Below are 21944 nucleotides of genomic sequence, written 5' to 3'. Positions count from 1 at the left end.
ATACTTCCTGCCTTAATAGCTGATGATCTCCTCGGAAATATAAATTTCCGTTTTCCTGATTACCCCGTCGCGTTCCCCGGCCATTTTGATTCGCTCCGGATCGTTCAGGAATTCTTCGAACGCGGATCGGTCGGGTATTTTCAAGACCTGGATTTCATCGGGCCTATCAACCTGGTTTTTATCGAATGCCGGCGAGTAAGCTACCATTATTTCCCCGCCATGTTTGCGGAAAATATCCAGGGCTTTGGCCTCATAGTCCCTGAACTCGCATCGCTTACCGGTTCGTCCGAAAAGTTTAACGGTCACGTATAGCACGGTCTTTTCTCCATCATTTCATAATGAGCGCATCGGGTGACCCGGGCCATTTATCCCGGTCGGGATGGAAAGCGTATTCTTACCGGATTTCCTTTTTGATCGAAATGGCGAACTCCAAGGATTTCTTCGGCGGAATAACCGATTCGATCGCCGGAGGACATTTACCGTAAAAGCGCGCATAGATACTCGAAGAAGAATCCGAAAAACTCACGTAACAGAGGAAAATGCTTATGGAATCCGATTTGAGTTCTACCGGGTAGGTCTCGGAGGATACGGAACCATCGGGATATTCGTGAAAATTCAGGAACAGACCGGTATCATAAATCCTGTAATCCCCATTGAGACTCTTAACCTTGCTCGAGGCGGAATCCGTACTATCGATTTGCCCCATATGAAACGTGGAATTCTCGAATTCGAAAAACCGGATATTCGAATACCATTCGGGATCATGATTAATGATCTTCCATTCCTGATCAGTCAGGGCCCTCGAAGCCGACGTGTCATTGTTCTCGAAGTACCGACCGGTATAGGAAACCGTTTTCCATTCCCCGTCCATCGCGTTCTCTTTCGAATCCTGGCTAAAAAGGCAGCCGTTCCATAGCAAGGTAAAGAGTACCGCCGATACCGGGATTTTCATTTATGCCAGGCGCTCCAAAATAATTTACGGGATAACCGAAGTTAAAAGTAATCACTTATTATGGTTTTCCTCTCCGGTCGCCGGGGGAAACGGACACGGACCTAAGGGCCCTCCGCCAACCTCAATATCCCCGCCATGGGGATGTGGGCCCAATCCGGCCGGTTATTCAGCTCGTAGCCCAATTCATACACGGCTTTTTCCATCAGGTACGCCTTAAGCAGGATATCCCTATCCGCTCCTACGGGTATGAAGGACGCGTCCTTTGCGGTCTCCAGATAGGCCTGCACGAAAACCTCCGCCATCGCCTGGGGCCATTTCTCCGCGCGGGCTTCGGCCATAGCCTTGGCTTCGGGGCCTTGGGCTTCCTCCTTCGGCCAGGCGGAATGGACGGCGTAGTGGAAGGAGCGTAACATGCCGGCTACGTCCTTCCAGGGCGAACGTTTCAGCTTCCGTTCCGAGAGCGAGCGGGCGGGCTCGCCTTCAAAGTCGAGGATGAGCACGTCGTCCCCGGTCATGAGCACTTGGCCCAGATGGTAGTCCCCATGCACGCGGATCTTAACCGTAGGAATCAAGTGGTCCAACAGGCCCGCGTAGGCGGCCATCACCTTGGGGCGGGCCTCCAAAACGCGCCGGCCCAGTTCGGCGCGCTCCCGGGGCAGGCGGGACAAGCCTTTGGATAAGCGCTCGAAGATGCGGGCCGCTTGATTGCGCATGCTTTGGTAGAGCGATCGTTGATACAGGCGCGAGAAGGGCTCGGGAGCGAAGGTGGGGAGATCGGAGCGTGAAGCCAGGGCCAGGTGCATCTCGGCGGTACGATGGCCCAGGAGCCCGGCGAAATTGGCCGCGCGCGCGTCCAGGGCGTTTACCGAAGCCTCATCCGAAGCGGGGGCGCCGGGCTTGAGGACGCGGCGCAAATGATCGGCGGCCAACTTGAGGGCGAAGGACCAGGCGTCGCCCTGGTTCTCGATGAGGCCTTCGGCGATGGCCAAGGTATAGGTGCCGCCCGCTCCCGACGCGAATTCCAGATGGCCGGCGTAGGGAGGCACGCGGCGGAAGTTGGTGTGCTCTTCGAAAAAGCGGAGGAGCTCGAGATCGGGGTTTTCCCCTTCTTCCAGGCGGCGCAGGAACTTCACAAAGTGCCGACCGGGGAAAATGACGGAGCTGTTGCTCTGCTCGGCGGAGAGGACGCGGGAGGTTTCGTCGTCCGGTTCCAGGCCGGCGAAGGCTTCCTGGCGGGAATGGCCGCGCAGGATGCCCGTGAGGCCGTGCCAGGAGTAGTTCCCGGCGATCATGCGGCGCATGGCGGCGCGGAAGCCGCCATGGTAGATGCCTTCGTAGAGGACGGATACGGCGCCGTCGGCGAGCTCGGTTAGGATGGCGCCGGCATGCTCGCGGCGCACTTCCTCGGCGGCTTGGCCCTGGGCCCGCGCCAGGGGCAGCAGATAGCCTTCGGGAGGCCCGTCGGCGTAATCCACGCGGATGAAGGCCAGGGCCCAGTCGGCGCCGGTCGCGTTCCCGGCGCCGGGGTCGCCCGCGCCCGGCGGGAAAACGCGATCCATAACCGCGGCGCTTACGATACTGCGGCCCTTGCCTCCGAACCAGCGGCGGGTGGGCAGCCAGGCCGGGAGGATTTCCCGCTCTAAGGCTTCCTTGCCTTGACCTTGCAGCACTTCGGCCCAGTCGGACTGCTTCATCCTGAGGATCCTTTCCGGCCGGGTGCTGACGCCCGCGAAGGGTCGCACGGGCTTGAGCAGCAGCCAATAATAGCCGTAGGGCCCGAGCATGATCGGGTAGGCGCCTTCGGCGATGGGCGGAAAGGTAGACAGACTGGAGAGCTCTTCCACGGTGCGGCCTATGAGGGCGGAGAGATCGAGCGTGGTGGTTTGAGGCGATGCGGAAAGGTTGGCCACGACCAGGACCACGTCGCCGTCCGGGACGTCGGCGCCGACGCCCCCTTTGCCATGGCGGCGCAGGAAAGCGAACACCTTGGGATTGTCCGGGTGCAGGAACTCCAGCTTGCCGGATCCGAAGACCGGGAATCGGCGGCGAAGCTCCAGGCGGCGGCGCATCCACCAGAGGAGCGAATAGGGATTGCGTTCCTGGTTCTCGACGTTCACGGACTCGTAATGATGGTCGGGATCGAGGATGAGGGGAAGGTAAAGGCGCTGGGGATGGGCGGAGGAGAAGCCGCCGTTGCGATCGGGGCTCCATTGCATGGGAGTGCGGACCCCGTTGCGGTCGCCCAGGAAAATGTTGTCGCCCATGCCGATTTCGTCGCCGTAATAGAATACCGGGGTGCCGGGCATGGAGAAGAGCAGGATGTGCAGGAGTTCGATGCGGCGCCGATCATTGTCCACCAGCGGCGCCAGGCGGCGGCGGATGCCCAGGTTGATGCGGGCCTCCTTGTCGCGCGCGTAGGTGCGGTACATGTAGTCGCGCTCCTCGTCGGTGACCATTTCCAAGGTGAGCTCATCGTGGTTGCGCAGGAAGAGGGCCCATTGGCAATTGCCGGGGATGTCCGGGGTTTGCTCCAGGATGTCGGTGATGGGGAAGCGTTCTTCCATGCGCAGGGCCATGAACATGCGCGGCATCAAGGGGAAGTGGAAAGCCATTTGGCATTCGTCGCCCTTGCCGAAATAGGAAACCGCGTCCTCGGGCCATTGGTTGGCTTCGGCCAGGAGCATGCGTTCGGCGCCGTAGCGTTCCAGGATATGCGCGTGCACGCGCCTCAGAATGGCATGGGTGGCGGGCAGGTTCTCGCAGTTGGTGCCTTCGGCTTCGAACAGGTAGGGCACGGCGTCCAGGCGCAAGCCGTCCACGCCCATGTCCATCCAGAAGTCCAGCACTTCCAGCATGGCTTTCTCGACAGCGGGATTCTCGAAATTGAGATCGGGCTGATGCGAATAGAAGCGGTGCCAATAATAGGCCTTGGCCAGCGGGTCCCAGGTCCAGTTGCTGGACTCGAAGTCCTTGAAGATGATGCGGGCTTCCCGGTACTTGTCCGGGGTTTCGTTCCACACGTAGAAATCGCGTTCGGGGCTGCCGGGCGGCGCGCGGCGCGCGCGTTGGAACCAGGGATGTTGGTCGCTGGTATGGTTCATCACCAACTCCGTGATGACGCGGATGCCGCGGCGGTGGGCGTCGTCCAGGAAGGCTTTGAAATCGTCGAGGGTGCCGTAGGCGGGATTGACCCCGGTATAATCGGCGATGTCGTAGCCGTCGTCGCGGAGGGGCGAGGGATAGAAGGGGAGGATCCAGAGGGCGGTGACCCCCAAGTCGGCGAGGTATCCCAGGCGGCGGGTGAGGCCGGGGAAATCGCCCACGCCGTCCCCGTTGCTGTCCTGGAAGCTTTTCACATGGGCCTGGTAGATGACCGCTTCACGGTACCAAAGGGGTTTGTCGCCGTGATCCGGGTTCGCGTCCGCCATACTGCCTCCTCCGGCCCTCGTCTTATCCTGAAGATATAGTTTGGGCCGGGCTAGAGGAATAATGTCGAGAGAAGGTCGTTTACGGGGGCGGATGGTTTGCGGCATTGGCTGAATCGTTGATATCTTTCCATCCGGAGGACCCATGCAAGGCGATTGCGATCATTTCCAGCCCGCCGATCTGGCGCGCTTGGCGGAAGACTACCTGAAAGGCAAAGGCGTGCCGTCGGAAAGATGGGAAGGCACGCGCTTCCGGTATGGAGCCGGGGGAGGCTCCGGCCCTTTCAAGGCGGTCATCATGGAAGTGGAGCGTCGGCAGGGGAATTGGGTGGCCGTGCGCCTGGACCGCAAGAAGGTCGACCTGACCGAAGCGGAAGCCGGATTCCAAGTCCTCAAGGAAAATTGAAGCCGGATGATACGCGGATTCCAGGCGCGGTCCGCGCCTGCGTCCACCTTGCGCCCGGCCCCTAAGCGTTGCTAAGATTGGGTCTTGCTTCACCCGCGACCGTTCCTAGCCTTTTCGACCCTTGCCCTATCCCTCTTGGCGGCCGCGCCGGCGTCCGCTTTGCGCCCGGGTATCCCGCGCGTCACGGGGTTCAGCGATCATTTCTCCCTGACCATCGACGCGTCCAAAAGCGAGATCCTGCCGCAATTGGCGGCCTTGGCGGAATCATGCTGGGCCAAGGAAGCGCGCGTCTTCGAGTTCCAACCGCCGGGGCGCATCCAGATGGTGTTCCTGGACGAGCAGGATTACGCCAATGGTTCGGCATACGCGCCGCAGGAATGGGTGGTCATCTATATGCGTTCGGCCGAGTTCGCCTTGCGGGGCCGCACGCGTTGGCTTCCCAACGTGATGTCCCACGAGATCGGCCACGTGTTCACCTTGCGCAAGATGGGCGAGGACTCGCGCTTCCTGGGCTGGAGCCTTTTCCATGCCTGGTTCGGGCGCGGGCCTTCGCGCTTCGAAGAGCAATTGCAATGGGAATGGGGACGCGTCCCGCCCTGGCTGGCCGAGGGGTTGGCGCAGTACGCGGCCACCATGTGCGGCTTCGATACGCTGGACAACCGCAGGCGCATGGAACTGCGGGTGGCGGCCGCTTCGGGGCAATTGCTGAGCCCCGCCGAGCTGAAGGGCTTCGCCTGGGATTCGCGCCGCAACGAGATGATCTACGCCCAGGGCTTTGCCCTGGTTTCCTGGCTCGCGTCCACCTACGGTCCGGGAACCCTGAACCATTACCTCGAAGCCGCCAATCGATCGGGCTGGCGTAGCGCCTTCAAGGAGGCTTTCGGGAAGGACCTGGCCGATCTCTACGGCGAATGGCGCAAGGGCCTGGAGGCCCAGTCCCATTACGATCCCGCCGGGGACGGGACTTACGTCCTGCCCGCGCCGGCCGGGCCCTACGCGGTCGAGACCTTTCCTACGCCGTTGGGCGATGGGCGGTATCTCTACTTGTCGTCGCGCGACAATGATAACGGGGATGACGATTTGTTCCTCGGCGATCCCAAGGGCCATGCCGATAAATTGTTCCGGTACGCCTCTTCGATAAGCCTGGATTTGGCGGGAGGCATGGCTTACTTCACCGCCACCCGTTATGCCTACTCGCAAGGGGATCAACTCTCCGAATTATATGGCTACGATTTGAAAACCGCGGACATCCGGAAATTGACTTCGGGCGCGAGATTGATCCGGGGCTGCGGCGCGGGAGGCAAGGTGTACGGCCTTCGCAACCAAAGCGGCCGCACCAGCATCGTGCGCATCGAGGCGACCGGTTGGACCACGGTATACGCGGCGCCGGACAGCATCGAGATCACCGATCTGGCGCCCGGCCGGACCGCCGGTTCATTAACCCTGGGAACCACTTCCGGCTTCGGCAATGATATCCGCGAGTTGGATCTGGCATCGCTTGAGCTCACGCCTTTGGCCGATTCGCCGCAGGACGAGGTCGATCCGCATTGGAGCGGCGATACGCTTTACTTTTCCGCCGACTACGCGGGCGCATTCGATGCCTACGCCTTGGCGGAAGGAACGGTTACGCGCCTGACCCATGCCGACGGAGGCGTCTTCCATCCCTTCCCCGCCCGGAACGGACTATGGGTTTCGGCCTACGGCCCCGCCGGTTTCCGCCTGGCCCGCGCGCCGGCCCTCGGTCAGCCCCCGCCCTTCTTCGTGGAGCTGTCCACGCCGGGATGGTCCGCGCCGAAGCAGGTCGAATTCGAGGCCGATTCCTATGACCATTCCCGCCTGTCGCTCCTGGGCTACGACCTGTCCCTGGGCATCGAACGCCAGGGCGGATTCCGCGAAACCGATCTCGATAGCGAAGGGACGATACACACCGTTTCCGCCGCGGCCGGCAGCCGGGCCTTGGGTATCGTAGGGCTGTATTGGACCAACCCCAACGGGGTCATGGACATGCAGGCCCATCTCGGCCTTTCGCAGCCGTTGGGGTACGAGGGCCCGATGCATCTCGATCGGACCGATCTGGACCTGCGCGTCCGCGCTTTCCTGCCGGTGATCGTAGCGGGCGGATCGTACCAGGCTTTCGATTTCCCCGACTTTACCTCGGATACCCTCAAGACGACCTATTGGCAGTCGGAGCTCTCCGCCTACCTGGGGGCGGACCTTCGGCTGACCCAATATTGGATGGTCTCGGGCCTGGGGCTGATGGAGCAGGATTTCGCCGAAGACGGGTTGGGAGGGAGCCATAGCTCCGATCGCTTTCTCGGCTTCCGCGGCAGGTTGGATTTCCATGATCTGCAGGATGGGACGGATGGGATCGTGAAAGGGATTACCGCCTTCGCCCAAGGCGGGATGCCGCCCCGGGTCGGTCCGCGAGTGCCCGAATGGAGCGCGGACGCGGGAGCCACCCTATACGCCAGCATGGCCCGCATCCTGTTCCTGGACGGAAGCCTGTACCATACGGAGGAGTTCGCGGATACGACCAAGCGTTGGCTGTACGGCGGAGCGCATGCCTATGTGGCCGTTCCCTTAGGGATGCAGCTCGGGACGCGCGGCGGGGCCGGATTGTACCTGGACAAGGTCTACCCCACCCTGGAATACCGCGAGATGGCCCGCTTCAAGGATCAAGGCCCGGGCACTCCAAGCGGTTTATCCGCACAGGGCCGGGAACGATCGGGGGCCTTCGCTACCGGGCCCTGGGATCCGGCCCCGGGACTTTCTCCCCGCATCGACGGATTCGGAAGCATGATCCAATGGGCGACCTCGCGGGAAGTCGGCTTCGGCCTTTCCCTCAAGACCTTGGCCTTTTCGGGCCATCCCGCCTTCTGGTCGGCCTTCCTGCGCTTCGATGCCATGGACTTCAGCCGCGAGCCGGCCTGGGCCGTGGACATATCCTTGTGAATGCAGGGTAACGTTCCGGTTACGGCGGTCGTCGGCCCCGCCGGCCGGGCCGGCGCGCCCCCCCCGAGCTACTTCAGCGGGAGCGGGCCCTTCAGGCGCGCCCAATCCACCGGCTTACGCAACATCCAGGTCTCGCGCATGCCCAGGGTCTGGCCCGGCAGTACGCTCTGGCATCCGCCCATGAATTCCATTTCCACCATGAAGTTGTTCTTGCCCGCGTAGAAGGCCACGTTGCAGCCCATCGGGTACATGGCCCCGTCGGCGTACTCGCAATGCTTGATGAAGCTGATCTTCTCGCCGGGATCGGTCATGCCGATCACGCCCTGCGGCGCCTGGACCATGCGTTTGCTGATGCGGCCCTTGCCGGAGATGAGCATGCAATCCTCGGTCATGCGCACGGCGGAATCGTCCACGCGCGCGGTCTGCCCGCCGCCCCAGCGCTTGGGGTAGCCGACCACGAACATATCCCACTCGCCTTCGCGGCCCAGGGGGATGCCATAGCGGGTATTGGACTTGGGCAAGGTGCAAGTGAGGCCCCAAACGCCGCCCGACCAGATCATCTCGGAGGAGTTGGTGAGACGGTCATCGATGATGAAGGTATCGTCCGCCAGGACCTTCACGCTGATGGTCTTGGCGATCTTGAAGGCGGGATGGGCCGCGCCCCGGACCTCGACCGCGCGGGCGCTGACGCGCACGCTGCAAGCGCCGTTGTCGTCGGCATAGGTCTCTTCGGACTCGTCGCCCAGGGGGCGCATGGCCCATACGCGATGGCCGCCGAGCAATTGCCAGGCGCCGCGCTTGTATTTGCGATCGTAATCCCAGAACAAAAGGTTGCGGCCCTTGCGGGTCCCGAACCAGGCGATGCGGGGACCGAGGGCGGTGACGATGATCATGCGGGCTTTGGAAGTGAGGATTTCGATCGCTTCCAGGCCGTCGAATTCGATTGCTTGTATGGATAAGGACATGGGTCTTTACATTAGTGAAATCGGGCGGGAATTGCCAGGGCAACGGCCCCGAATCGGGGCGCTGGATAAACGGAGGCCGGAAAGAGGGAAGGCCGTTCAGCCTTGGCGGCGGGCCGGCGGCATTACGTCATCGGGCCATTCGGATTGGGATTGGGCGCGCAAGGCGGCCAACTCGGCTTCGAGACGATGGATATGATCATGGGATTGCGCGAGGCGCTTTTCCAAATCCGAACCGGACCGGTTAGCGCCGCCCAGCCCTTGGAAAGCCGGCCCTTGTCCGATCGGCATCAGGCCGTCAGGCCCTTGGCCCGGACCTTTTCCGCCTTCGATCCAACCTAATAGGGCCTGGAAGAATTTGAAGATGGGCCTATCGAGCCTGCGGCGGTTCTGCAAGTAATCATGTTCGAGATTGATGCGGCACCACACCAGCCAGATGGCCGCGGGGATGAAGGCGAAGACGATCCAGGAATAGTCCCATAGGGTGGCGCGTAGATCGCTATGGGCGAACCAGAATCCGATCCCGAAGGCGCGCATGGTGTCGACGCGATGGAACAGGGCGCCGTCGAAGCGCTGGGCCAGGAAGCGGCCGATGGAAACGATGCCGGCCAGGGGAAGCAGGAAATCGAAGAGGAAAAAATGCTTCTTGCTCATGTCGACTCCTTCGAGAGGCAGACCAAAAGAACAATTGCGGAAGCCCTTGGCAAGCCTTAGGAATCAAGGGGTTACGCCGGGAATCGTGCCGGTGCCATTAGTAGCAATGCCGCCGATGGCGGTGCGGATGGCCGCGCCCCAAGCCAATCCTTCCCCATTCCCGCGTTTGCGGCAGCCTGCCTCATAAATCCCCAATTTTTCCTCCAAGGCCTCCAGCGCCCGGGCGCGCCGTTCCGGTCCCAGGTTATTCCGTTCCAATAGTAATGCTATCGCGCGGATTCGGAAGCGGTCCTGGGCGGGGTAACGCGTGGATAACTGGTCGGCATGGCCACCGTAGCGCACCAGGTACGGCTTGGGGATAAGCCCGACTTGATGGTACGGGACGATGCGCAGCCAGAACTCGAAATCCTCGCAGGCCGGGAAATCGGGATCGAATCCCCCGGCGTTCGCATATAAGTCGCGGGTCATCATCACCGACGACGGGGTGATCAGGCAATGCCTTAAGGACAGGTCGTAAAGGTCGCCGTCGCGCTTCACGTAATGGGAGGGCGGATTGACGCGCACGCCGTTGCGGATCCAGATCTCCTCCGTTTGGCAGATGGCCAGGCCTGTTTTCCGCAACAGGGCGCATTGGACCTCTAATTTTCCGGGCAACCATTCGTCGTCGGAATCGAGGAAGGCGAGGAGGGGGGCGCGCGCCTCGGCGACCGCGGCGTTGCGGGCGCGGCAGACGCCTCCATGGGCCAATGACAATACCCGTAGGCGGGGATCGGAAGAGAATCCGGCGAGAACCTCGGCCGTGGCGTCGGCGGATCCGTCGTCGGCGACGATCACCTCGAGGGAAGGGCCGATTTGCGACAGCGCCGATGCGAGGGCCCGCGGCAGGAGGGCGGCGCGATCGAAGGTGGGGATGATGACGGAAACGTCGGGGGCCATGGGACGGCTACCGGGGCCAGGGCAGGAATTCGCCGATGAAGATGACCTCGCGCTCCAAGGTCGTGCCGCTCTGCTCGCGGACGCGGCGGATCACCTCGGAAGAGAGGTCGTGGATGTCCTGGGCGGTGGCCCCGCCGGCATTGACGGTGAAGTTGGCGTGCTTCTCGGAGATCATGGCCCCGCCGATGCGTAAGCCCTTGAGGCCCGCTTGTTCGATGAGGACCCCGGCGAATTGCCCTGGCGGCCGTTTGAACATGCTGCCTGCGTTTGGTAGTTGCAAGGGTTGCTTCTCCTTGCGCTTGCGCAGGGTCTCATGCATCTCCGCTTTCAAGCTTTCCCCATCCCCCGGCACCAAGGCCAGTTCCGTCCCCAGGATGATCTCGTCCAGGCCGAAGAAGATCGAATGCCGGTAGGCGAAACCGCATTCCGCATTACTGCGGGTCACGAGCGTCCCGTCCCGGGTGGTGGAAACGACCTTGACGATGACGTCCTTCAACTCCTGGCCGAACGCGCCGGCGTTGATATAGGTCCCTCCGCCCATGGTCCCCGGGATCCCGGCCAAGTGCTGGATGCCGTCCATGCCTTTCGCGACCGCCTGGATGACCACGGTATGCAGAAGCGCACCGGCTTGGGCCATCACATGGTTCCCGTTCCACTCGATATGGGTGAAAGAGCGCCCCGTATAAAGGACCAGGCCCGGGAATCCCCGGTCCGAAAAGACCAGATTAGTGCCTTTGCCCAGGATGAATGTCTCGAGGCCGCGCTGCTTGGCCCAAGCCATGGCCTCGGCGAATTCGGATGCGGTGGCGGGCTCGCAGAACCATCGGGCCGGGCCTCCGACCTTGAAGGAGATGAGGGGAGCCAGGGGGACGTTTTCGCGAAGGGCGAGAGGCATCGCACAAATATACCTTTAGGGCATCATGGCCAAGGCGGACATCGAGGCCGTAAAGGCCGCCCACCCCATCCTGGACGTGCTACGCGATCTGGGCATCCCCGTCCAGCATGGGCGCATCCGCTGCCTCAGGCCCGAGAACCATGCCAACGGCGATCGTACCCCTTCGGTCTCCATATGGACGGACCGGGACCAATTCAAATGCTGGGTCTGCCCGGACGTGAAGGGCGACGTCATCGATCTGGTCAAGTTGGCGCGCGGTTGTTCCTTCAAGGATGCGCTAGCCTTCCTAGGCGCCGCACCATCCCCTTCTTCCCCGTCATCGCGGCCTTCTCCCGTCCAGCCTACACCGGGCACCGGGCAATCCCCGGTCCAGGTACCATCCGCGTTACCGTCCTCCGGCTTACCTGCTTCGATTCCGCCGTTGTCCAGGTCCCCCTCCGAGGTCCTATCGCCCTCCGCGTTGCCGACGGAAACCGAAGAGGCGGAGGCGGAAGCCTTGCGGCAGCGCATCCTGGCCGCCTTGCTCGAAGCCTGCGCCCCGGTGGGCGGCGCGGCGGGCCGCTATCTGGCCAAACGCCGCATTTTCAAACGGACCTGGGACGCCCAGCGTCTGCGCATGATCGACGATTACGCGGCTATCAGCCGTAAGCTCGAAGCCGCTTTCGGCCTCGACGATCTGGTGCGCATGGGGTTCTTCAATGCGGCCGGCCATTTGCGCTTCTACCGGCACGTGCTGCTCTTCCCCTATTACGACATCACCGGACGCGCGGTGTACATGCAGGCCCGCGCCATCGAAACCGATGCGGCGGGATCCAAGGGACCGGGTCCGAAAGGCTCGGGGGTCAAAGGCCAAGGTGCGATGGGTGCGGGGACTAGGAGCCCCATGCCGAAGGAACTTTCCCTGGCGGGCCATATTCCCCTGCCCTACAACTCGCGCTTGCTCGACGGGGAACCGGGGCAGATCTACCTGTGCGAAGGGGTCATCGATACGCTCACCCTGCTTGAGCAAGGCTTTCCCTCGGTGGGCGTGCCGGGAGCCGCCAACTTCAAGGCCGCCTGGGCGCCGCTCTTCCGGAATAAGTCCGTGCACGTGGCCTTCGATCCCGACGGTCCCGGGGACACGGGGGCGGCCAAGGCCATCGAACGGCTGACGGCGATGGGCATCGAAGCCAGGCGGCTGGCCCCGCCGACGGGGAAGGACCTGAACGAATGGTTCCGGAAGGGTTGAATCCCTTCCTTCCATTTAGACAATTTTTCCTGGTTCCCCGCGGATATTTGTTAAACTATCCTGATGCCCGCGCTGCCCTCCCCGACCGGGAAAACCTGAGCCATGGGCGGCATCTCCGGGTCCCTCGCTTTCGCATCAGGTAGCTTCCGGGTTACGCATGCGCATCTTGCGCACATGCGCGGTGCCATGCCCCGCCAAGGTCCCGACGACGGAGCCGATTGGATCGCGCCGGACGGGATGATCGGGATGGCCCATAACGGCCCGCCCGGAATCGGTCTTTCCGCCGGCGTTGGGCAACCGGTGCGCAGCGAGGACGGATCGATTTGCCTGGCCTGCAACGGCGAGATCTACAACCATGCCGATATCCGACAGGAACTCATCGCCCTCGGCGGCCACCGCTGGAAAACCGATCGGGGCGATCGGGAAGTCATCCTGCGCGCCTTCGAGCAATGGGGGATCGAATGCCTCCACCGATTCCGCGGCGCCTTCGCTATGGCTCTCTGGGACGGACGCTCACGCGAACTGTGGCTGGTCCGGGACCGGATCGGCATCAAGCCCCTGTACTATAGCCTCCACCATGGCCGTCTCAATTTCGCCTCGGAGATCAAAGCCCTGCTGGAGGATCCGGGACAGCCGCGGGCCCTGAACGAAACGGCGTTTTTCCATTACCTGAGTTTCCAGGCTTCCCCGGCTCCCGAAACCTTCTTCGAAGGGATCCGTAAGCTTCCGCCCGGGACCTGGTTGCGCATCCGGGAAGACGGCCAAATCATCGAACGGCGATATTGGGACGTATGGGACCATGCGAAACCTTTGACGGGAACGCCGGTCGAAGAGATCCGCCGCCGCCTTCTGGAGCACCTGCGCGATGCGGTGCGCGCGCAAAAGGAAGGCGATGCGCCCGTGGGCGTAATGCTTTCGGGAGGGGTGGATTCCGGCGCCAACGCGGCGCTGTTTTCCGAGGGCGAAGAGCGCGCGATGCGGGCCTTTACCATCGGGTTCCATGGGGAAAACAGTTCCTATAGCGACGAAACCGGCTATGCCCGCTGCATGGCGGAACAAGCGGGAGCACGCTACCACGAACGCTTTTTGTCCGTGGAGGATCTGATCGATTTCGTGCCCGCCTTGACACGGCTGCAAGACGAACCTATCGCCGACCCGATGTGCGCGCTGCTGTATTACGCCGGCAAGCTGGCCCGGGACAACGGCGTCGCGGTTTGCCAAATAGGCGAAGGGGCCGATGAACTCTTCTGTAGCTATCCGTCCTGGAAGCGCGCGCTGCGACTACAGCGCCTGGACGCTTGGCCGGTGCCGCGCGCCCTGAAAGGGTTGGGTATTTCCGCCTTGCGCTTGCTGGGCAAGGGGAACGCCGACTATACCGAATGGTTGCGGCGCGGCGCCGAAGGCTTGCCGGTTTTCTGGGGAGGCGAGGATAAATTCGGCCAAGCCGAAAAGATGCGCCTGCTCGGGCCACGGCTGAATTCCAAATTCGCGGGACTCACCTCTTGGGAGGTGCTGCGCCCTATCCACGAACGTTTCCTGGCTAAGGCTTGGGATACCGCGCCCATCAATTGGATGAGTTACCTCGATCTCAACCTTCGCGTGCCGGAACTACTGCTCATGCGGGTGGACAAGATGGGCCTGGGCGCGGGTCTGGAGGCGCGCCTGCCTTTTCTCGACCACAAGTTCGTGGAGTTCGCGATGGGGATTCCGGCCGGGCTGAAGGCCTCGGGAGGCGAACTGAAATCCCTGCTCAAGTCCTCTCTCCGCGGCCTGGTTCCCGACGGGATTCTCGACCGGAAAATGCCGAAGACGGGTAGGCCTATGGATGAATGGGCCCTGCGGCGCCTTGGGAATACGATGCGGGAGGAATTAGGGGCGTTCTGCAAGCGCACCGGACTGATCGATTTCCGCGCCGTGGAAGGGTATGCGGCGCGCTCGCAAGGGTATCACCTGTGGTACCTCTACAATTTCGCGCTCTGGCATCGGCGCTACATCGAAGCTTCCGGAAGCAGGCCGCCTTGCTAAAGGCGGCCGGATTGCCGCGGCGCGAAGACCGGCGTGGACGGCGTCCGGTGACGGAAGGGCGGGAGCCGGCGGCCTAGGGCATCGAGTCTGCCGCTGCGGGACCCCGATCGAAACCGTGGCTTGGCGGGCGCCGCACCGGCCAAGGCCCCGGGATAACGCAGCAAAGGCGACAGTCCGGTATAGCCTGGGGGATCGCTGATGGCGATCACCCCATCGTAACGCAGTTGGGCCGGATCGCCAGGTAAAAGAACCGGGATAGGATCCGCCGAGGAATTCATCCATCCCAAGGTGACCGGATCGCCGGAGGTCGGAACGCGCAAGATCGGCTGTCCGGAAAGCCGGATCAGGAGGATCTTGGTTGACGCCGGCAGATTGGCCGGTAGGGTCAAAGCGATTTCCATCTTGCCGCTCGCGGGAGCGTCCATGGGACCGGTCCCCGATGTTCCCCCGAGAGAGATGCCGATCTCCTTCCGGATGATCCCGCAAGGGAAGGCGGTCCAATTGCCGTAAGCCGGCTTGCCGTCGGAGAGCCTACCTCGCACCAGCATTTGCGCCAACCCCATCCCGCCCGCCGACCAAGGCCGCGCCAAGCGGATGCGGTTGAATCCCGCCTGGAGGGTCGCGGAGGGGAGAGAGGCCGGGTAAAACGTCATGGAGTCCGCTATCCTGCGCGTGTAACCGAAACCGTCCGTGATCAAGGATTTGATTTGCACGGGAACCAGATTCGCCACCTGAAGGTCCGAGGTCGCTTCCGGGGCTTGGATCTCGAAGGAAAGCTCCAACTCTCCCCCCACTTCCACCGCCGGCCCTACCGGGATCACGCGCAGGGCGGAAGCGGCTTGATCCGCCAAGGGAATGCGGCCGGGCAGGGCCGTTTCGCCGCGCACGTTGCGATAAGGCGCATCGGTCGGCCGCAGATCCGCAGGGACCGAAGCGGGCCATTGCGGTTCCAGGAATCCGGCTGCGGCGGGATCGATCCCCGCGAAGCTGGGTTCCCACCAGTGGTTGGCCATCAGCCGCGAGGCTTCGACCCCGAAGGCGGTGTCCAACAACAGCGCCGTGGGCCCGCCACGCGGAATGGTTTTCACGACGTGGAAGGTTCGGTTCCCGGAAACCAGATCCCGCCCGATCGTATCGGACCGGGTTTCCGGATAGGGCATGTAGTACATCACCGGAAAATTACCGCAATTGGCGACAATGGTATCAACAGAGATGTTCTTCGCGGCCACGCTGTCGTAAGCGGAAAACTGGACCTTGCAAGCGTACTTTTCGGGAGGGATCACTTGCCCCGCCACCAGATTACACCGCAGGCCCTTCCAGACCTGCCCAAAGGTTTCCTGGAAAGGGGCGCCGAATACAGTGTCCAAGGATGAGTATCGCAAAGGCGGCCCGATCAAATTGGCCTGCGCCAGATGCGGCCCGTTGGGCCGGTAGCCGCCGCAGAAGATCATGGCATTGCTTTGAAAAGTATTATGCTCGATGATCCACGGGCAGAGCAAATCCCCGGAAAAGTAGAAGGCGCCCCCGGGATAATTGCTGCCATCCGGCATTTGGTAGACCGCTTTCGCGGTGGACTGCGTGGTATGTCCGTTGGCGAAAAACCAATTGTTGCGGAAGGTGCTAGGCAATCCATACAGCTCGGCTCCGGCGGCTCCGAAGGAATTATTTGCGAAAAGGTCGTTCTCGAATAGATGCCCTCCCGTTCCCGCGAATCCCGGCGGCGAGGGCGCCCAGGCCGTGGCGCTGTTTTGCGGGAAGTCGGAAAAAGCCCCGATCAGGTTGTAGTCACGCACCCACACGCCGAAAAAAGCGTTGGTGAAAGCGCAATCCCGGACGCTGGTTTGGGAAGTCCGGGATAGGACCAGGGCGGCGTTGCCGTGGAAAAGCGGATAGAGGGTCCCCGTACAGGAAACCCCGTTGCCCCAGACGTTAGGGTTAGAGAAAGGCGCCGGACCTCCGCCATCCACGGCGATGCCATCCAAGCTGACGTTCGTAGTCCCGATGAGTCGGAGGGCGCCGTTTTCCTCGTAATCGATGGTGGCCGCATTCAGGGCTTCTTGGCATGTCTTGGGATGCTGATGGATGACGTCCTGGTAGCGGATGGTCGGTTTGGCGGTCGCGGTGGGATCGCTGGAACGCAACTCCAGCCCGTTCTTGGTACTGTCGATCGTGACTTGTTCCGGGTAAACGGCAGCATCGAGGATCAAGACGATATCGCGCTTTCCGGCCCTATCCACGGCGGCCTGGACGGTGGTAAAAGCCCCGCGTCCGTCTTTGGAAACGGTCAGGGTCGCGGCTTGGGCGATCGAAGCTGGCAACAGGAAAAGCATCCATGCGGTAGACCGGGAAGAGAAGGGCAATTTCATGAGGATGCCTTTCGTAAATCGACCGCATGGCAATTCCAACGGAGCTGGATTTAGGACGCTACGGCCATCGTTATTGTAGCGCCGCCAAGCTGCAAATCAGCAGGGAAATTGGTCGATTACCGGGACGGCCCGATCCAACGCTTCGGCGTACGATCGGAGGGCGTAAACGCAAAAGGGACGGTCCTAAGACCGTCCCTCCGTTTCCCACGGCCCCCAGGTTTCCCGCGGGCCAAGGTCTTGGCTTTTCCGGCCCTTGCGGGCCGCGCCTTACTCCAGCCGCTTGCCGGCGTTCGACGCGTACTTCTTGATCAGCTCCTCGCCCACGTTCTTGGGCACCGGGGCGTATTTCAGGAATTCCATCGTGAACTCGGCCTTGCCCTGGGTCAGCGACCGCAGGTCGGTGGCGTATCCGAACATTTCGGAGAGCGGCACTTCGGCGTTGATGATGGTGAAGTTGGCTTCTTCGGTGGATCCCGTGATGAGGCCGCGCTTCTGGTTCACCTGGCCCATGACCGAACCCTGGAACTCCGTTGGCGTCGATACTTCGAGCTTCATGATGGGCTCGAGGATCTGGGGCTTGGCGCGGGCATAGGCCTCGCGGAAACCGCCGCGGGCCGCCAGCTGGAAAGCGATATCCGACGAATCCACCGGATGGGTGTTGCCGTCGTTGATGGCCGCGCGCACGCGCACGATCGGGAATCCGATGATGGAACCGTTCGGCAAGCAGGCCTGGAAGCCCTTGTCGCAAGACGGGATGAATTCGCGGGGAATCACGCCGCCCACGATATCGTCCACGAACTCGTAGTCCGGGGCCGGCACGGTCTGGCCTTCCTCGTCCACGGTGTCTTGGGTCGGTTCGATATAACCGGCCACGCGGGCGTACTGGCCCGAGCCGCCGGTCTGCTTCTTATGCGAGTAGTTGAACTCGGCGCGCTGGGTGATGGTCTCGCGATAAGCCACCTGGGGGCGGCCGGTCGTAAGCTCCACGCCGTATTCGCGGCGCATGCGCTCGATGTACACGTCGAGATGCAACTCGCCCATGCCCGAGATGATGGTCTGGCCCGACTCCTCGTCCAGCTTCACGCGGAAGGTGGGATCTTCCTTCGTGAAGCGGTTGAGCGCCTTCGAGAGGTTGGCCAAGTGATCGCGGTTCTTGGCTTCGATCACCAAGTCGATAACCGCGTTCGGCACGTGCATGGAGGTCATATTGACTTCCAACGTGCCATCGGTGAACGTCGTGCCCGTCGCGCAATCGATGCCGAAAAGGGCCACGATATCGCCGGCTTCCGCCGACTGGATTTCGCCCATTTCATTGGCATGCATGCGGACCAGGCGGCCCACATTATGCTTCTTCTTGGTCGACATGTTGTAGATGGGCTTGCCCTTGTCCACGCGGCCCTGATAGACGCGCAGGTAGGTCAGCTGGCCGAAACGGCCTTCTTCGAGCTTGAACGCGTAGCCGACGAACGGCTTGGTCGCGTCCGAATACATCTCGATCTTCTCTTCGCTCTTGGTGGTGATGTCCAAGGCGTAATTCGACACGTCGTAAGGCGACGGCAGGAAATCGGTCACGCCGTCGAGCAAGAGCTGAACGCCCTTGTTCTTGAAAGCCGAACCCATGAACACGGGGGTCAGCTTCATCTCGATGGTGGCCTTGCGGATTACGTCCTTCAGCATGGTGAGCGGGATTTCCTTGTCCTCGAGGATGAGCTCGGTCAGCTCATCGGAGAAGTTGGTCAGCGCGTCCAGCATGATGGTGCGGCGTTCCTTGGCGGTGGCCTGGAGGTCGTCCGGGATCGGTACTTCCTTGATCTCTTCGCCGTTGGGGCCATGGAAGGTATAGGCCTTCATGGTCAGAAGGTCGACGAGGCCGGCATGCTTGTCTTCCACGCCGATGGGAATCTGCACCATCACGGCGTTATGGTTCAGCTTCTCGCGCAGCTGCTCGGTGACGCGGTACGGGTTCGCGCCCGACCGGTCCAACTTGTTGATGAAGGCCACGCGCGGAACGGAATACCGGCGCATCTGGCGATCCACGGTGATCGACTGCGATTGCACGCCCGAAACGCCGCACAACACCAGGATGGCGCCGTCCAGCACGCGCAGGGAGCGTTCCACCTCGATGGTGAAATCCACGTGCCCGGGGGTGTCGATGATATTGATGTGGGTGCCGCCGGCTTCCTTGGGATCCAGATAGTACGGGGTCTTGGTCCACTTCACGCGGGTCGCCGCCGACTGGATGGTGATGCCGCGTTCGCGCTCCAGATCCATGGAATCCATGGTCGCGCCTACGCCGTCCTTGCCCTTCACCTCGTGGATCTGGTGGATCATGCCGGTGTAGAACAGGATGCGCTCGGTCAGGGTGGTTTTGCCCGAATCGATGTGGGCGCTGATGCCGATATTCCGGAGGTTATCGAGAGGTCTCATGGCTATGTTCCAAGGTAAAGTTGCTTAAAATGAGCCGACCAAATTAGCAAAATTCGCGCCCAGGGCCAAGGGTGGGACGCCTACCCGCGCAAATCCGGAGGAATCCGGATGCGGAATGGCGGGGATCCGGACACACGGGCGCAAGAATCCGCACATGCGGATGCAATAATCGCGAATGTCCCAAGAGACGCATGCCCGCCCTCCCCGAGGGAAGTAACATTTCCAAGGAGCTCGCCGGACTGCGCCATGAAATCCAAACTCGCGATTCCTATAAGAAAATCCATAGTCAGGACCAATTGGTCCATAGCGAGAACGGGGCTTGCGCCCGCGACTCTAATCGCCTTGGCCCTTTTGGGCGGCGCCCTAACCCTGTTGTCCGGATGCGGCATCTTCCCCTCGGGATTGGCCGCGGGCCATGCCGGCTATCGCATTCTCGACTTCACCCTGCTGGGTGATTCGGCCATCGCTCTGCAACTGGAGACCTGGCAGGTCGTGAATCCGCCCGATACGGCTCCCTGGCCCAAGATTGGATTCGCGCTCCTCGATCGGAAGACGGGCCAAGTACGGACCTTGGATGATTTACCGGTCAGCGCCGCCCCGACATTCCCGGAGTGGTTCTTCGCCTGCGATTCGGGAACGCCGGTTTCCGTGCACCCGGCGGGCTTTTCCGGCCCCGCAGGCACTTGCGTGGACACGGCCAAGCCGGCCATCACCGCCAACGGGTACCGGGCCATCTACGCGGACACGGCGGGAACCGTGCATTTGTTTAATAGCAACCTGGAACAGTTCGAGTCCTTGGCGACCGGAGCGTGGCGGGTGGAAGCGTTGGACGCCGCTTTCGGCAACCTGGAGGCGTCCATCCTGGAATGGCATGGCAACGGGGACAGCGCGCTGTGGAGGGGATTCGCCGTGGATGATCCCTCCGGTTCGGACAGCGTCTGGTTGGTTTCCCCCCGGGAGGTGCGCGTGCACGGCCAAGGCACGCAGTTGGTTTGCCAAATATCGGAAGAAAGCCTGGGCCTTCCGCCTTGCTGGGAGCCGCCGGGCATAGGCGGTTTCCGTGAGGCATTCGACGAAGCCGCCGCGAGCGTCATCCGACCGGAGTGGGATCCGGATACGGGCGTGTTGGCTTACCTGGAGGGGCCCGGGAACTTCGTATTCCTGAATCAGCTAACCGGCGGGCGGGCCGTCCTCGATGCCGGAGCGATGCTATCCGCCTACCGGCCCTGACGGGGGCGCCGGGGCGGCGGGCGCGGGCGCAACCTCGGCGGCCTTGGCGCCTTTGTTCAGGATGATATCGAACAACTTGTCGCCGATGCGGTAACGCTCTTCCATGATTTGGATCAGCTTCTCGATCTCGATGAACTCCGCCTGGGTCATGGCGTCCAGCGATTCCAGGATGTTGGCCAGGAAGCCGCTGCCGCCCGGGGTCTGCGATTGGAAGCGCTTGATGCGCTCGCGGTAGATCTTGATCTTGAGATCGGTCTCCATCCTCTTCTTGAGGAAGCGGGAACTGCTGATCATTTCCTCCAGGAAGTAGGTCAGCACCACCTCCTCTTCCAGTACGCCGAACACCTTGTCCACCCGGTACATGCCCAGCTTGCGCCGCTTGAGGCCGCGGATGGCGTCCGAAGCATGCTGGTTCGTCAGTTCCAGCTGGCCGATGTACTCCTCCAGATGTCGGATCATCTCCTTGGGTTGGAAGGGATTCTGCCTCGCCAGCGATTGCAGTTTCTTGAACAGGGCATGCGCCCGCTGATAGTTCTGGTTCCGCATTTTCCCGAAGAAGGGGCGGTTCTTGATGAAGATGTTGGCGAACATGCGCTCAGGCCTTCTTCTTGGGTTTGCGTTCCATCCACAGCATGATGATGTCCACCGCTTCCAGGCCCGAGAAAGAGACGGAGTCCTCGAGGGATTGCTCGTAGAACTCGAAATCCCCCTCCGCCAGATCCAGCATCATGAACATGGCCTCCATCCCGTCCTTGCCGCGGTAGGAATCCTTGTACACGCGTCCGTCCTTGAGCACGATGCGGCCCGTGCGCCGGCCGCTGGCCACCTCGAGGATCCCCGATTTATGGCCCAAGGATAGGTATTGCAGCAGGTCATGCAGAGGGGTCTGCGCCAGATTCCCCTGCAGGCCAGCGCCAGCCTTGGCCGCCTTCAAGGCGGGATCGGGGGCGTGCTTCAGTACGGCCGGGAACCGTTCGGTGATATGCCGGGCCAGGGAGATGTCCAGCGCTGCCAGCTCCCCTTTATTGAGGGTGCTGCGCCAGATGAGGAAGCCGCCCACGGCGGCGGCCAAGGTCGCCGCCAGGGTCGCCCAGATCCAAATCATGCGCGGAGGCCCTTCCGCACGTCAAGACCCCGATTGGCGCCGCGAAACGGAAGCGATGCCCTTTAGTTTTCGTAACAACACCATGGTCTTGTCCAGCTGTTCCAGGTCGGAGACCTGGATGCGGAAGCGGTTGCGAACCTGATCCCGCACCGTCACGATGGAGGCGCGCTGTACGTTGATGCGGGACTTGGAGAAGCAATCCGTGATATCGCGCAGCAAATCCGGCCGGTCTTTTCCCGTGATCTCCACCACCACTTCGAAAATCTGCCCCGCTTCGGTCTTCCATTGCACGGGAATGATGCGGTCCTGATCCTTCATGAGCAGCATGCCTTCGGGGCAATTGGAGCGGTGGATGGATACCCCGCGGCCGCGAGTCACGTA

Annotated in this window: 16 protein-coding genes; 5 read left to right on the top strand and 11 right to left on the bottom strand. The window is 62.0% G+C overall.

The window, feature by feature from the left end; genetic code table 11:
- Positions 1 to 12: 12 nt before the first annotated feature.
- Both JF616_18265 and treS read right to left on the bottom strand, forming a co-directional pair.
- Positions 13 to 315, bottom strand: coding sequence for a DUF1330 domain-containing protein (locus tag JF616_18265; GenBank protein MBW8889706.1), 303 nt, complete (start codon positions 313 to 315; stop codon positions 13 to 15).
- Positions 316 to 1053: 738 nt separating this feature from the next.
- The gene (gene treS, locus JF616_18260) at positions 1054 to 4380 is read right to left on the bottom strand and encodes a maltose alpha-D-glucosyltransferase (GenBank protein ID MBW8889705.1); all 3327 of its coding nucleotides are present in this window, start codon (positions 4378 to 4380) and stop codon (positions 1054 to 1056) included.
- 142 nt (positions 4381 to 4522) lie between these two features.
- Here treS and JF616_18255 point away from each other — a divergent pair, with 142 nt between their 5' ends.
- Positions 4523 to 4783, top strand: coding sequence for a hypothetical protein (locus JF616_18255; protein ID MBW8889704.1), 261 nt, complete (start codon positions 4523 to 4525; stop codon positions 4781 to 4783).
- A gap of 159 nt (positions 4784 to 4942) precedes the next feature.
- Positions 4943 to 7735 (top strand): hypothetical protein, encoded by a 2793-nt coding sequence (locus JF616_18250; GenBank protein ID MBW8889703.1) that lies wholly within the window; start codon positions 4943 to 4945, stop codon positions 7733 to 7735.
- A 68-nt stretch (positions 7736 to 7803) separates the two neighbouring features.
- On the opposite strand, the gene JF616_18245 is transcribed toward JF616_18250, so the two are convergent.
- From JF616_18245 to murB, 4 genes are all read right to left on the bottom strand, one after another.
- Complete coding sequence (locus tag JF616_18245; protein MBW8889702.1) at positions 7804 to 8700, bottom strand: hypothetical protein; 897 nt, start codon at positions 8698 to 8700, stop codon at positions 7804 to 7806.
- A gap of 96 nt (positions 8701 to 8796) precedes the next feature.
- Positions 8797 to 9351: a hypothetical protein gene (locus JF616_18240; GenBank protein ID MBW8889701.1), complete on the bottom strand. Its 555-nt coding sequence runs from the start codon at positions 9349 to 9351 to the stop codon at positions 8797 to 8799.
- 63 nt (positions 9352 to 9414) lie between these two features.
- Positions 9415 to 10287 (bottom strand): glycosyltransferase family 2 protein, encoded by an 873-nt coding sequence (locus JF616_18235; protein ID MBW8889700.1) that lies wholly within the window; start codon positions 10285 to 10287, stop codon positions 9415 to 9417.
- Positions 10288 to 10294: 7 nt separating this feature from the next.
- A complete protein-coding gene (murB, locus tag JF616_18230) occupies positions 10295 to 11182 on the bottom strand; it encodes a UDP-N-acetylmuramate dehydrogenase (protein MBW8889699.1) in 888 nt (295 codons plus the stop codon).
- A gap of 25 nt (positions 11183 to 11207) precedes the next feature.
- Here murB and JF616_18225 point away from each other — a divergent pair, with 25 nt between their 5' ends.
- Both JF616_18225 and asnB read left to right on the top strand, forming a co-directional pair.
- The gene (locus JF616_18225; GenBank protein MBW8889698.1) at positions 11208 to 12410 is read left to right on the top strand and encodes a toprim domain-containing protein; all 1203 of its coding nucleotides are present in this window, start codon (positions 11208 to 11210) and stop codon (positions 12408 to 12410) included.
- A 102-nt stretch (positions 12411 to 12512) separates the two neighbouring features.
- Positions 12513 to 14435 carry an asparagine synthase (glutamine-hydrolyzing) gene (gene asnB, locus JF616_18220; protein ID MBW8889697.1) on the top strand — a complete coding sequence of 641 codons (1923 nt, stop codon included), beginning with the start codon at positions 12513 to 12515 and terminating at the stop codon, positions 14433 to 14435.
- Here the strand turns inward: asnB and JF616_18215 are convergent.
- Both JF616_18215 and JF616_18210 read right to left on the bottom strand, forming a co-directional pair.
- On the bottom strand, positions 14432 to 16801 hold the full coding sequence (locus JF616_18215; protein MBW8889696.1) for a hypothetical protein: 2370 nt from the start codon (positions 16799 to 16801) through the stop codon (positions 14432 to 14434). The two genes, asnB and JF616_18215, sit on opposite strands and share 4 nt — an antisense overlap.
- A gap of 267 nt (positions 16802 to 17068) precedes the next feature.
- Positions 17069 to 19228, bottom strand: coding sequence for an elongation factor G (locus tag JF616_18210; protein MBW8889695.1), 2160 nt, complete (start codon positions 19226 to 19228; stop codon positions 17069 to 17071).
- Positions 19229 to 19474: 246 nt separating this feature from the next.
- Here JF616_18210 and JF616_18205 point away from each other — a divergent pair, with 246 nt between their 5' ends.
- Entirely contained in the window at positions 19475 to 20458 is a 984-nt protein-coding gene (locus JF616_18205; protein ID MBW8889694.1) for a hypothetical protein, read from the top strand.
- Here the strand turns inward: JF616_18205 and JF616_18200 are convergent.
- The 3 genes from JF616_18200 to JF616_18190 all read right to left on the bottom strand — a co-directional run.
- On the bottom strand, positions 20438 to 21049 hold the full coding sequence (locus JF616_18200; GenBank protein MBW8889693.1) for a hypothetical protein: 612 nt from the start codon (positions 21047 to 21049) through the stop codon (positions 20438 to 20440). The two genes, JF616_18205 and JF616_18200, sit on opposite strands and share 21 nt — an antisense overlap.
- Before the next feature lie 4 nt (positions 21050 to 21053).
- On the bottom strand, positions 21054 to 21563 hold the full coding sequence (locus JF616_18195) for a DUF4388 domain-containing protein (protein ID MBW8889692.1): 510 nt from the start codon (positions 21561 to 21563) through the stop codon (positions 21054 to 21056).
- A 21-nt stretch (positions 21564 to 21584) separates the two neighbouring features.
- Positions 21585 to 21944 (bottom strand): bifunctional (p)ppGpp synthetase/guanosine-3',5'-bis(diphosphate) 3'-pyrophosphohydrolase (locus JF616_18190; GenBank protein MBW8889691.1); only part of this gene is annotated, 360 nt, incomplete at its 5' end.

The organism is Fibrobacterota bacterium, assembly GCA_019509785.1.
GTDB lineage: Bacteria > Fibrobacterota > Fibrobacteria > UBA11236 > UBA11236 > Chersky-265.
This window is presented reverse-complemented; position numbering and strand designations above follow the sequence as displayed.